The sequence below is a fragment of the Aquabacterium olei genome (assembly GCF_003100395.1).
GTDB classification, from domain to species: domain Bacteria; phylum Pseudomonadota; class Gammaproteobacteria; order Burkholderiales; family Burkholderiaceae_C; genus Aquabacterium; species Aquabacterium olei.
In genome coordinates, this window is the sequence record NZ_CP029210.1 from 984,825 (window position 1) to 997,315 (window position 12,491).

The 12,491-nt window shown below is 66.9% G+C and carries 11 protein-coding genes; all 11 read left to right on the plus strand.

Annotated features, from left to right (window positions below; genetic code table 11):
- Nucleotides 1-30 precede the first annotated feature (30 nt).
- A complete protein-coding gene (gene uvrB, locus DEH84_RS04445) occupies nt 31-2,184 on the plus strand; it encodes an excinuclease ABC subunit UvrB (RefSeq protein WP_109038215.1) in 2,154 nt (717 codons plus the stop codon).
- Nucleotides 2,185-2,299: 115 nt separating this feature from the next.
- Nucleotides 2,300-4,522, plus strand: a complete 2,223-nt coding sequence (locus DEH84_RS04450) for a PhoX family protein (protein WP_109035136.1) — start codon at nt 2,300-2,302, stop codon at nt 4,520-4,522.
- A gap of 65 nt (nt 4,523-4,587) precedes the next feature.
- Nucleotides 4,588-5,001 (plus strand): DUF2946 family protein, encoded by a 414-nt coding sequence (locus DEH84_RS04455; protein WP_109035138.1) that lies wholly within the window; start codon nt 4,588-4,590, stop codon nt 4,999-5,001.
- A gap of 145 nt (nt 5,002-5,146) precedes the next feature.
- Nucleotides 5,147-7,228, plus strand: coding sequence for a TonB-dependent receptor (locus DEH84_RS04460; RefSeq protein WP_109035140.1), 2,082 nt, complete (start codon nt 5,147-5,149; stop codon nt 7,226-7,228).
- A 53-nt stretch (nt 7,229-7,281) separates the two neighbouring features.
- Nucleotides 7,282-8,400 carry a PepSY-associated TM helix domain-containing protein gene (locus DEH84_RS04465; protein ID WP_218929759.1) on the plus strand — a complete coding sequence of 373 codons (1,119 nt, stop codon included), beginning with the start codon at nt 7,282-7,284 and terminating at the stop codon, nt 8,398-8,400.
- A 90-nt stretch (nt 8,401-8,490) separates the two neighbouring features.
- On the plus strand, nt 8,491-8,748 hold the full coding sequence (locus tag DEH84_RS04470; RefSeq protein WP_109035144.1) for a hypothetical protein: 258 nt from the start codon (nt 8,491-8,493) through the stop codon (nt 8,746-8,748).
- A gap of 355 nt (nt 8,749-9,103) precedes the next feature.
- The gene (gene iscR / locus DEH84_RS04475; RefSeq protein ID WP_109035146.1) at nt 9,104-9,637 is read left to right on the plus strand and encodes a Fe-S cluster assembly transcriptional regulator IscR; all 534 of its coding nucleotides are present in this window, start codon (nt 9,104-9,106) and stop codon (nt 9,635-9,637) included.
- A gap of 154 nt (nt 9,638-9,791) precedes the next feature.
- Nucleotides 9,792-11,012 (plus strand): IscS subfamily cysteine desulfurase, encoded by a 1,221-nt coding sequence (locus DEH84_RS04480; RefSeq protein ID WP_109035147.1) that lies wholly within the window; start codon nt 9,792-9,794, stop codon nt 11,010-11,012.
- Nucleotides 11,013-11,030: 18 nt separating this feature from the next.
- Nucleotides 11,031-11,417, plus strand: a complete 387-nt coding sequence (iscU, locus tag DEH84_RS04485; protein WP_109035149.1) for a Fe-S cluster assembly scaffold IscU — start codon at nt 11,031-11,033, stop codon at nt 11,415-11,417.
- A gap of 76 nt (nt 11,418-11,493) precedes the next feature.
- A complete protein-coding gene (gene iscA / locus DEH84_RS04490) occupies nt 11,494-11,817 on the plus strand; it encodes an iron-sulfur cluster assembly protein IscA (protein ID WP_109038216.1) in 324 nt (107 codons plus the stop codon).
- A gap of 134 nt (nt 11,818-11,951) precedes the next feature.
- Complete coding sequence (gene hscB / locus DEH84_RS04495; protein ID WP_109035151.1) at nt 11,952-12,476, plus strand: Fe-S protein assembly co-chaperone HscB; 525 nt, start codon at nt 11,952-11,954, stop codon at nt 12,474-12,476.
- Nucleotides 12,477-12,491: the final 15 nt, after the last annotated feature.

The following is a 12,491-nucleotide window of genomic DNA, read 5'->3' on the forward strand; positions in this document are numbered from 1 at the left end:
ACCCTTTATTTTATTCCCACTGTGGCCCTCATGTCAGAACCAAGTCAACGCGAAGCCCGCACACAGGGTGCGGAATCCACGGCGCAGGGGGATGAGACGGGGGCACCGGCCGGGCAGTTCGTGTCCTACCCCGATTCGCCCTTCGAGCTGTTCCAGCCCTATCCGCCGGCGGGCGACCAGCCCACAGCCATCGCGCAATTGGTGGAAGGCGTGGAAGACGGCCTGAGCTACCAGACGCTGCTGGGCGTGACGGGCTCGGGCAAGACCTTCACCATGGCCAACGTGATCGCCCGCGTGGGCCGGCCGGCCATCGTGTTTGCGCCCAACAAGACGCTGGCCGCGCAGCTGTATGCCGAGTTCCGCGAGTTCTTTCCCAAGAACGCCGTCGAGTACTTCGTCAGCTACTACGACTACTACCAGCCCGAAGCCTACGTGCCGCAGCGCGACCTCTTCATCGAGAAGGACAGCGCCATCAACGAGGCCATCGAGCAGATGCGGCTGAGCGCCACCAAGAGCCTGCTGGAGCGGCGGGATGTGGTGATCGTGGCCACCGTGTCGGCCATCTATGGCATCGGCAAGCCGGAGGACTACACGCAGATGCGGTTCATCGTGCGGGTGGGCGACAAGATGGACCAGCGGGATGTGATCGCCCAGCTGATCCGCATGCAGTACAAGCGCAATGACATGGACTTCACACGCGGCACCTTCCGCGTGCGGGGTGACACGATCGACATCTTCCCGGCCGAACACAGCGAGCTGGCGCTGCGCGTAGAGCTGTTCGATGACGAGGTGGATGCGCTGTCGCTGCTCGACCCGCTGACGGGCAAGATCCGCCAGAAGATTCCGCGCTTCGTGGTCTACCCCTCCAGCCATTACGTGACGCCGCGCGAGCAGGTGCTCAACGCCATCGAAGGCATCAAGCACGAACTGAACACCCGCGTGAAGGAGTTCGTGGCCGCCGGCAAGCTGGTGGAGGCGCAACGGATCGAGCAGCGCACGCGTTTTGACCTCGAAATGTTGCAGGAGGTGGGCCACTGCAAGGGCATCGAGAACTACACGCGCCATCTGTCGGGTGCCAAGCCGGGTGATCCGCCGCCCACGCTGGTCGACTACATGCCCAGCGATTCGCTGATGTTCCTCGACGAGAGCCACGTGATGATCGGCCAGCTGGGCGGCATGTACAACGGCGACCGCGCGCGCAAGACCACGCTGGTGGAGTTCGGGTTCCGCCTGCCTTCGGCGCTCGACAACCGCCCGCTGAAGTTCGAGGAGTTCGAGCGCAAGATGCGGCAGGTGGTGTTCGTGTCGGCCACGCCGGGCGATTGGGAGAAGGCGCACACCGGCAACGTGGTCGAGCAGGTGGTGCGCCCCACGGGCCTGCTGGATCCGGTCGTGGAAGTGCGCCCGGCCACGCACCAGGTGGACGACGTGCTGCAGGAGATCCGCATCCGCGTCGAGAAGAACGAGCGCGTGCTGATCACCACGCTGACCAAGCGCATGGCCGAGCAGCTGACCGACTACCTGACCGAGAACGGCGTGAAGGTGCGTTACCTGCACTCCGACATCGACACGGTCGAGCGCGTCGAGATCCTGCGCGACCTGCGTCTGGGCACCTTCGATGTGCTGGTGGGCATCAACCTGCTGCGTGAGGGGCTGGACATCCCCGAGGTGTCGCTGGTGGCCATTCTGGATGCCGACAAGGAAGGCTTCCTGCGGGCCGAGCGCAGCCTGATCCAGACCATTGGCCGTGCGGCGCGCAACCAGAACGGACGGGCGATCCTGTACGCCGACAAGATCACCGAGTCGATGCGCAAGGCCATCGGTGAGACCGAGCGGCGCCGTGCCAAGCAGATCACGCACAACGAAGCGCTGGGCATCACGCCGCGCACGGTGAACAAGAAGGTCAAGGAACTGATCGACGGCGTGATGTCGAACGCTGCCAAGGACGACCTGCGCGCGGCCGAGGCGCTGGCCAAGTCGATGGTGGGCGCGGAGGCGCTGTCGGAGAAGGACCTGGGCAGGCGCATCAAGCAGCTCGAGAAGGACATGCTCGAAGCGGCCCGTAACCTCGAGTTCGAGAAGGCGGCGCGCCTGCGCGACCAGCTGGCCTTGCTCAAGGAGCAGGCCTTCGGTGCGCCGGGCGGTGACCACATCGTGCCGATCCAGGCGGCCAGACGGGCGTGATCTGTCCGGAAGACAGGGCTGTCTCGGCGCTGTCATGAAACCATCACCGGGGTGTCACCCAGCGTTCATGTGGGCTCACTAATCTGCGGACTCCTCATCGTAGTAACCCGCAGTCATGAACAAGCGAACCGACCTGTCCGTCCCCGATTTCGACAACGAAGACTCCAACACCTCGAACAACCCGACGTTCGATGCCGTGCTTCAGGCGCGCCTGAGCCGCCGCAGCATCCTGCGTGGCAGCCTCGGCACGGCGATGACGGCGGCCTTCGGTGGCCTGTCGCTCACCGCGTGCGGTGGCGGCGGTGACGACACCCCGGCGGCGACCACGCCGGCCGGTTCCACGGAGCGCCTGCTCGCGTTCGGCGCCGTGGCCAAGACCCTGGCCGACACCGTGACCGTGCCGGCCGGCTACACCGCCACCGTGGTGCTGGCCACGGGCGACCGCCTGTTCTCGGATGTGTCCGCCTACACCGACGATGGCCTGAACACCCGCTACGACCGCCGCAGCGGCGACTGCCACGACGGCATGGAGTACTTCGGCCTGTCGGCCGCCGGTGCGCCGGATGCCAACAGCAGCGACCGTTGTCTGCTGGGGATGAACCACGAGTACATCACCCCGCTGTTCCTGCACGCCAATGGCCCGACCGCCGGCGCCAACCGCGTGGCCTCCGAAGTGGACATCGAAGTCGATGCCCATGGCGTGGCCATCACCGAGTTCAAGAAGACCAATGGCAAGTTCGCCCTGGTGCTGGATTCGGCTTTCAACCGCCGCATCACCGGCCTGACCGAGATCGAGATCGCCGGGCCGGCCCGTGGCAATGCCAAGCTGGTGACGAAGTTCTCGGCCGATGGCACCAAGACCCGCGGCACGCTGAACAACTGTGGCACCGGCAAGACCCCGTGGGGCACGCTGCTGACCGGTGAAGAAAACTGGTCGGGCTACTTCAAGCGCACCGCGGGCGACGCCGCCAACCGCGCCACGGTGCTGGGCGCAGACGCCAACGTGGCACTCAACCGCTATGGCCGTGGCGAAGGTGCCAGCCGCTACAACTGGGAAACCGCCGGCGCGGATGACAAGTACGCCCGCTGGGACATGACGCTGAACACGGCCGTGGCCGCGGACGGCAGCCAAGACTACCGCTTCGAGATCAATGGTCAGGGCTACATGACCGAGATCGATCCGTACAGCGCCACCTCGGTGATCAAGAAACGCACCGCGCTGGGCCGCTTCGCCCACGAAAGCGCGGCCTTCTCGAACCCCGTGGTGGGCAAGCCGCTGGCCGTCTACATGGGCGACGATTCGCGTGGCGAGTATGTCTACAAGTTCGTGAGCACGGCCACCTGGTCTGCTGCCGATGCCAACCCCGCCAACCGCGTGGCCACCGGCGACAAGTACCTAGACAGCGGCAAGCTGTACGTGGCCAAGTTCAACAGTGATGGTTCGGGCGACTGGGTCGAGCTGAGCCTGAACAACCCGACGGTGGCCGGCTACACCACCTACGTCTTCGATGACGAGGGCGATGTCGCCATCCACAGCCGCCTGGCGGCCGACGCCGTGGGCGCAACCAAGATGGACCGCCCCGAATGGTGTGGCACCCACCCGACCACGGGCGAGGTGTACTTCACCATGACCAACAACAGCAACCGCCGTGTCAGCCCCACCGGCAGCCAGATTGGCGTGGACGCCGCCAACCCGCGCGGTTATACCGACATCAAGGGCGTCAGCACCACCCAGTCGGGCAACGTCAACGGCCACATCGTGCGCATCAAAGAGACCGGCGGCGAGCCGGGCGCGCTCACCTTCACGTGGGACGTCTACCTGTTCGGCGCCGAATCGGCCGCCTCGCCCACGCTGATCAACCTGTCGAGCCTGACCGACGACCAGGACTTCTCCAGCCCGGACGGCCTGGTGTTCAGCAAGGCCACCGGCATCTGCTGGATCCAGACCGACGACGGCGCCTACACCGACGTCACGAACTGCATGATGCTGGCCGGCGTGCCGGGCACGGTGGGCGACGGCAGCAATGTGACGTTGAACTACGGCGCAACCTCGGTCACCACCAAGGTGGGCAAGAAGCCGACCGAGTCGACGCTGAAGCGCTTCCTGGTGGGGCCGTCGCAGTGCGAGATCACCGGCCTGGCTGAAACGCCGGATGGCAAGGTGATGTTCATCAACGTGCAGCACCCGGGTGAGGACACCAGCGACGTGACCAACCGCGCCGGCTACACCAGCCACTGGCCGGGCAACGCCGGGTACGGTGCCGGTGGCAACGTGGCCCGTCCGCGTTCGGCCACGGTGATGATCACCAAGGACGACGGCGGCCGCATCGGCAGCTGAGCCACGCGGCTGGCGCATTGAGTGAAGAGGGCAGTGGGTGGGCGAGAGCCCGCTACACTGCCCTCATGCGTTTGGCCCCCCCTTTGTCACTGCTGCGTCGCGCCCGCTGGCTGGCCCCGCTGGTGCTGGCGTGGGTGTGCGTGGCCGTGCTGGCGCCCACGCTGACGCGTCTGTTGCAGTCGGCGGCCGGTGTGCCCGTGTGGCAGGTGGTGTGTGGCAGCAGCGAAACTCACCAGTCGGTGCGCCTGATGCGGGTCGATGGAGGCGGCGACGAATCCCGTGCGGCCCTCTATGCGGCCCAGGACGATTGTCCGCTGTGCGGGCTCCAGCACGCGGGGTGGGCACCACCGCCCGCCGTGCTCCGTGTTCCGGTTTTGCTCGCTTCGGGCGGGCACCTGCCCGCCTTGTTCCTGCAGGCCCCGCGGCCGCTGTTCGCGTGGGCCGCGCCCTGGTCGACGGGCCCTCCCTTGCAAGCCTGATGTGCGCCGCCCCGGGCGCAGATGCCCGGGCGTCTGGCGTCTGCACGCCGTCACGCCGGCTTTTGCCGTCTGCATGACCGCGCTCGACGTGACCGCCGGCCCACGAGGGCCGTCCCGGTCCGTGGCCATCCAGCTTGCTACCACCATGTCCATTGCCTCTTGCCGCATCCACGCGGCCGCTGGCAGCATCACGGCCATCTGTGCCGCCGCGCTGCTCTCCATCCAGCCCATTCGGGCGTCTGCTGCCGACCCGGCAACGCCTTCCTCGCCTTCTGCGGACCTGGCCCCGGGTGACGCCGGCTCGCTCACCCTGGGCCAGGTCGGCGTCACGGCCAGCCGACCCAGCCTGCTGTCCAGCCGGCGCCTGGCCGCGTCGGTCGACCTGGTCAACGCCGACGTGGTTCAGTCGCGCAGCGTCGACCAGTCATGGGAGTTGTTCAGCGCCGTGCCGGGCGTCATGCTCACCGAGTTCCGGCAGGGCACCACGTCCGGCAAGCCCTCCTTCCGCGGCTTCAATGGCGAAGGCAACATCAACGCCGTCAAGCTGCTGATCGATGGCATCCCGTCGAACAGCAACGACGGCAACATGCCCTACCTCGACATGGTGTCGCCGCTGGAAATCGAGCGCATCGAGGTGGTGCGGGGCACCAACGACCCCCGCTGGGGGCTCCACGCCATTGCCGGCCACGCGCAGGTCATCACGCGTCAGGGCGGCAACGAGGGGGCTGCGCGTGTCAGCGTCGGGCAGTTTGGTGCCGGCGAGTTGCAGGTGGCCAAGGCCCTGCAGAGCGACACCGGCTGGCAGCAGAACTACTTTCTGGGCGTGCGCCGCGGCGCCGGCTACCGCGACCATGCCGAGAGCGACAAGCGCAGCTTCACGGGCAAGTGGTTCTACGAGCCCCAAGGCCTGGGCTGGCGCGCCGGGCTGGTGGCGCGAAGCCATGAAGCCCATGCCGACGAGCCCGGATACCTGACGCGGGCGCAGCGCCTTGCGGACCGCCGGCAATCGGCTGCATGGAACGCCACCGACGACGACCTTCGACGCATGAACCAACTGAGCCTGCACGCAGAAGGCGAGGGCACCCGAGGTGTGACGTGGTCGGCACGCGCCTGGCGCAACGAACTCGACGATCGCCGCTACGTGACCTTCTCCGGCAACGTGAGCCAGCAGGAGCGGTTGGTGCAGGAAACCCACCGCGGCATGCTGGGCAGCGTCACATGGCGCGTGCACCCCCTGCTGCAGCTGGAGGCGGGGGCGCAGCGTGAATGGCAGGACAACGCCAGCCTGCGCTTTCTCACGACGAGCCAGCAGCGCCAGAGCCAGACACGCAATCAGGCCTTCGCGCTCGACAACACCGGTGCCTACGTCCAGGCGGTGATCAAGCCCCATCCAGCGTGGACGGTGTTGCCCGCCTGGCGAGTCGATCGCTTCTCCGGCAGCCTGCGCGATGGCCTGAACGGCCGCACGCTGGGCATCAACGACTACGGCAACATCCGGCAACCCAAACTGAGCGTGGTCTATGCGCCCGTGAAGGCGCACAGCGTGTATGCCAACTGGGGACGCACCTTCCAGATCGGCGTGGGCGCTGCCAGCTACCTCGTGCCCCCGCGCACGACGGACCTCACGCCCTCGATCAATGAAGGCTGGGAGCTGGGCTGGAAGTTTCGCGTGGCCGACTGGCTGGAGGGACGCCTGGCAAGCTGGACGCAGATCGCCTCGGACGAGGTCTATCGCCGCTTGAACGACCCGTCCAACGACTCTGCCAACCTGGGCCGCACGCGGCGCGACGGGCAGGACCTGCAACTCAACGCCCGTGTCCAGGATCGCCTCAGTGCCTGGGCCAGCCTGACGCTGCAGCGCGCCCGCATCGTCGACCCGGACCCCTCCGCGCCCCTGACCCGTGGCAAGGAGGTGGACCACGTGCCCCACGTGCTGGCCGCGCTGGGCGTGCGCTGGCAGCCGCGCGATGACTGGGAAGGCACCCTGGCCGCCCGGGCGCAAAGCAGCTACCACCTGGAGCAGACCAACACCCACGGCCGATACGGCCAGTTCGTGGTGGCCGACCTCCAGGTGCGCCATCGCTGGTCGCCGACGCTCACGCTGGATCTCCAGGTGAAGAACCTGTTCGATCGCCGGCACGAATACGTGTGGTGGGATGGCAGCCAGAGCCTGCACGCGCCGGCCGATGGCCGCGCCGTGACGCTGGCCGCGCAACTGGGCTTCTGACCATGTACGGGATGCGCAAAGGTGCGCCTGGCAATCGGGCGCGGGGGCGGTGGATGCAGATCCATCGCTGGCTGGGGCTGGCCTTGCTGGTGTTCTGGGTGCTGATCGGCTTGAGCGGCAGCGTGCTCGTGGTGTACCGCGAGCTGCTCAACGCAGGTCGACCGGTGCCGGCAGCGCACGCGCAGCCCGCACCGGTCGATCTCGACGCCGTGCTGACGACGCTGCACGCCAGCGAGCCCACGCGCGATGGCCCCTGGCGCATCGAGTTGCCGCTGAATGCGGGCGACCCCGTGGTGGCCCGCTACCTGCAGCCCGCTGAAACCCGCGGCCAGAGCTTCGCGCCGCGCATGGTTTGGCTGGACACCGCCGGGCAGCGCGTGCACCACACCGCCTTCTGGGGCCAGGAGCCGTGGACCTGGCTCTACGACCTGCACTACAGCCTGCTGCTCGACACGCCGGGGCGGCATGCCGTCGGTGTGCTCGGCGTGCTCATGACGGTGTCGCTGGTGAGCGGGCTGGTGCTGTGGTGGCCCCGCTCGGGGCGATGGGCCCAGGCGTGGTCGTTCAAGCGCGATGCCGCTCCGGAGCGCCGCGTGTACGACCTGCACAAGCTGGCGGGGGCCGGCGGGGCCGTGCTGTTGCTGATGCTGTGCCTGACCGGGGTGCTGTTGACCTGGCAGCGTCAGATCACGCCCTGGCTGAACCACGTGTCGCCGGTGTTCCAGCCGCCGCCGGTGCAGGTCAGCGGGCCGCCGGTGATGGCGCTGGCGCAGGCGGTGAGCGTGGCGCAGGGCGTCTTTCCCGGCGCGCAGCCTCGCTGGGTCGAGTCGGCGCCGCGTGTGGGCGGCCTGTTGCGGGTGCAGCTGTGGCAAGCCGGCGAGCCCAGCCGGCGCTTTCCGCGCACCCAGGTGTGGCTGGATGCGGCCACTGGCGAGGTCGTCGGTGTGCGAGACGGCTTGAGCGCCGGTGCCGCCGACACGCTGTTCGCCTGGCTGCACCCCCTGCACAACGGCGAAGTGGCCGGCTGGCCGGGGCGCATCCTCATCCTGCTCAGCGGGGTGCTGCCGCTGGTGCTCGGCGTGACGGGATGCTGGCGCTGGCAGCACAAACGCCGCGCCGCTGCCGTGCAGGCAGCGCGGCGCGTGCATGGCCGCACAGCGCACACAGGCTGAGATTGTGCGAGGTGAAGCGCGGGCGTACAGTCGTCCTCCGGTCGTGGCCCGTCGCGGTGACGGGCCAGCCGTTCAGGCAGGAGTTCCATCATGGACAAGCAACTGCATCGCCTGGACACCCTGTGTGCCCGCGACCCGCAAGGACGTCTGCACACGGTGCATGCCTTTGAACACCTCGTCAGGCTGCCGGTCGGCTCGGACCCGTTCGGGCAATGGGAGCCGACCGGGCTGGTCGAGTTCCGGCTCGCCAACGGGGAGCGGCTCGACATGCCCGAGGAGGGTGTGTTCGTGGCACCTGGCCGTGACCTGCGTCTGACGCGCGTCGAGCGCGCACAGCAGGCGGCCTGACCTCGGCTTGCCGCGCTTTGCGCGGCCGGTGGCCATGCGGGCCGCCAACCCGTGGTCACAATGGGTCACGTGAACCGACCCACGACCGCTTGCTGTTTTCGCGGGATCGTCATTTGCTGGCGCTCAGGGGGTACCTGACCCGTACGACCCTCATTGACCAAGACTATCAGGGCGATTGAGGCCATTGCTGGGGTAACCCCGGACGTGTAGTTGACCAAAACAGTGGGGATCTCTATAATCGAGCTAATCACTCGGGAATAGGGTTATCCGGAACTGGCAGTGATCCTGCTGGGTCGCACGACGGTCACCTGGGCGTCTCCCGCGCCTTCCCGAGTTCCTGACCAAGGAGTTAGCCATGCGTTTGACGACCAAAGGCCGTTTTGCGGTCACCGCGATGATCGACCTCGCCCTGCGCGAGCACACCGGCCCGGTGGCCCTGGCGGCCATCAGCCAGCGTCAGCAGATCTCGTTGTCCTACCTCGAGCAACTGTTCGGCAAGCTGCGCCGCCACGAGCTGGTGGAAAGCACGCGCGGCCCCGGCGGCGGCTATTCGCTGGGCCGCAAGGCCGAAGACATCACTGTTGCTGACATCATCGTCGCCGTCGACGAGCCCATCGACGCCACCGGCTGCGGCGGCAAGGAAAATTGCATGGGCGACGACGGCGGCCGCTGCATGACGCACGACCTCTGGACGGCGCTCAACAACAAGATGATCGAATACCTCGACTCGATCAGCCTGAAGAAGCTGGTGGAAGACCAGATTGCCAAGGGCGTCTCGGTCGAAGCCCAGCCCATCAAGCGCGCGATTTCCACGCAGCCGGTGGTCAAACCGATCAAGGTCACCGCCCCGAATTCCGTTTTTGCGCTCGGAGCGGCCCTCACAAAATGAGGGCCTTGGCCGCCGCCGGTGCCTGCCGGCGGACGCCAGACGCGATAATCGAACGTTTTACGCTGCCCCACAGCCCACAAGAAGAACCAGCGACGTGTGCACCGTCGGCCGATGGCCGCAGGTGCCCTGGCGCCAGCCTGTTTGAGTCCCCATCATGGACATGACCCCGCACTTCCCGATCTACATGGACTACGGCGCGACGACCCCGGTCGACCCGCGCGTCGTGGACGCCATGATCCCCTGGCTGCGTGAGCACTTCGGCAATCCGGCGTCCCGCACCCACGCCTACGGCTGGGAAGCGGAAGAGGCCGTCGAGAAGGCCCGCACCCAAGTGGCCGACCTGATTGGCGCCGACCCCCGCGAGATTGTCTGGACTTCGGGTGCCACCGAGTCGAACAACCTGGCCATCAAGGGCGCCGCGCACTTCTACAAGACCCGCGGCAAGCACATCATCACGGTCAAGACCGAGCACAAGGCCGTGCTCGACACCGTGCGTGAACTCGAGCGCCAGGGGTTCGAAGCCACCTACCTCGATGTCAAGGACGACGGCCTGCTGGACTTCGACGTGCTGAAGGCCGCCATCCGCCCCGACACCATCCTCATCTCGGTGATGATGGTCAACAACGAGATCGGCGTCATTCAGGACATCCCGGCCATCGGCGCGCTGTGCCGTGAGAAGGGCATCGTCTTCCACGTGGACGCCGCCCAGGCCACCGGCAAGGTCGAGATCGACCTCAAAACCCTGCCCGTCGACCTGATGAGCCTGGCCTCGCACAAGACTTACGGCCCCAAGGGCATCGGCGCGCTGTATGTGCGCCGCAAGCCGCGCATCCGCATCGAAGCGCAGATGCACGGCGGCGGCCACGAGCGTGGCATGCGCTCGGGCACCCTGCCCACGCACCAGATCGTCGGCATGGGCGAAGCCTTCCGCATCGCAAAGGAAGAAATGCAGGCCGAGAACGCCCGCGTGCTGGCCCTGCGCCAGCGCCTGTGGAATGGCCTGCAGGAAATCGAGCAGATCTTCCTGAATGGCGACCTCGAGCGCCGTGTGCCCCACAACCTCAATGTCTCGTTCAACTTCGTGGAAGGCGAGTCGCTGATCATGGGCATCAAGGGTATCGCCGTGTCGTCGGGCTCGGCCTGTACCTCGGCCAGCCTCGAGCCCAGCTATGTGCTGCGCGCCCTGGGCCGCAGCGACGAGCTGGCCCACAGTTCCCTGCGCATGACCATCGGCCGCTTCACCACCGAAGAAGAAATCGACTTCGTGGTGACGACCCTGAAGGAGCGCGTCGCCAAGCTGCGCGAGCTCTCGCCCCTGTGGGACATGTACAAGGATGGCATCGACCTGAACACCATTCAGTGGTCGGCGCACTGATCGAACCGGAGTATCACCATGGCATACAGCGACAAGGTCATTGACCACTACGAAAACCCCCGCAACGTGGGCTCGTTCGACAAGGGCGACGAATCGGTCGGCACCGGCATGGTCGGCGCCCCGGCCTGCGGCGACGTGATGAAGCTGCAGATCAAGGTCAACCCGTCCACCGGCGTGATCGAAGACGCCCGTTTCAAGACCTACGGCTGCGGTTCGGCCATCGCGTCGAGCTCGCTGGTCACCGAATGGGTGCGCGGCAAGACGCTGGACGAGGCGCTCGAGATCAAGAACACCGCCATCGCGGAAGAGCTGGCCTTGCCTCCGGTCAAGATCCACTGCTCCATCCTGGCGGAAGATGCGATCAAAGCCGCCGTCAACGACTACAAGGCCAAGAATGCAGGCTGACACTGCCACCGCTGCTTCGTGCACCAGTGGCCCGGGCAACGGGCCGCTCGCCGAGATCGCCCCCGTCTCCGAGACCATGTCCGTCGGCCTGACCGAGGCGGCGGCACGCCACATCACCCGCTACATTGCCCGCCGCGGCAAGGGCGTGGGCGTGCGCCTGGGCGTCAAGACCACCGGCTGCTCGGGTCTGGCCTACAAGATCGAGTTCGCCGACGAGGTGAACCCGGAAGACATGGTCTTCGAGCAACTGGGCGTCAAGATCATCGTCGACCCCAAGAGCCTGCCCTACATCGACGGCACGCAGCTCGACTTCGTGCGCGAGGGCCTGAACGAAGGCTTCAAGTTCAACAACCCCAACGAGCGCGATCGTTGCGGCTGCGGGGAGTCCTTCCGCATCTGAGGTGAGGGCAACCGGGCTCCCCGTGCGCGCGGCGCCGGGCTGGCCCGCCCGCACCGGCAAGGCATTGCCTTGCGTCGGATGAAGCCCCACCCCGTGGTGGGGTTTCGCTTTTTCGACCGGACAGGTTTGTGGCCATGAACATCGACGCCGACGACTTCACCCTCCTGGGCCTGCACAAGGCCTTTCAGCTCGACCGGGCTCAGCTCGATGCCGCCTGGAAAACCCTGCAGGCGCAGGTGCACCCCGACCGCTTTGCGGCCGACGGCGCCGCGTCGCAGCGCATCGCCATGCAATGGGCCGTGCGCGTCAACGAGGCGCACCAGCGCCTGAAGGACCCGCTCAAGCGCGCAGCCTACCTCTGCGAGCTGGCCGGCGTGCCGGTGCAGTCCGAGAGCAACACGGCCATGCCGGGCGACTTCCTCATGCAGCAGATGCAGTGGCGTGAAGCGCTGGAAGAGGCCGACAACGTCGACGCCGTGCAGACGCTGGCCGACGAGGTGTCGGCCCAGCGCAAGGCGCGTCTGGCCCGCGTCACCCAGCTGCTCGATGTCGACGGCAACCCCGCCCAGGCGGCACAGGAAGTGCGCGCCCTCATGTTCATCGACCGTCTGACCGACGAGATCGACGCCCGCCTCGAACGTTACGAAGACGGTGCGTGAGCACCGCAACAGCCT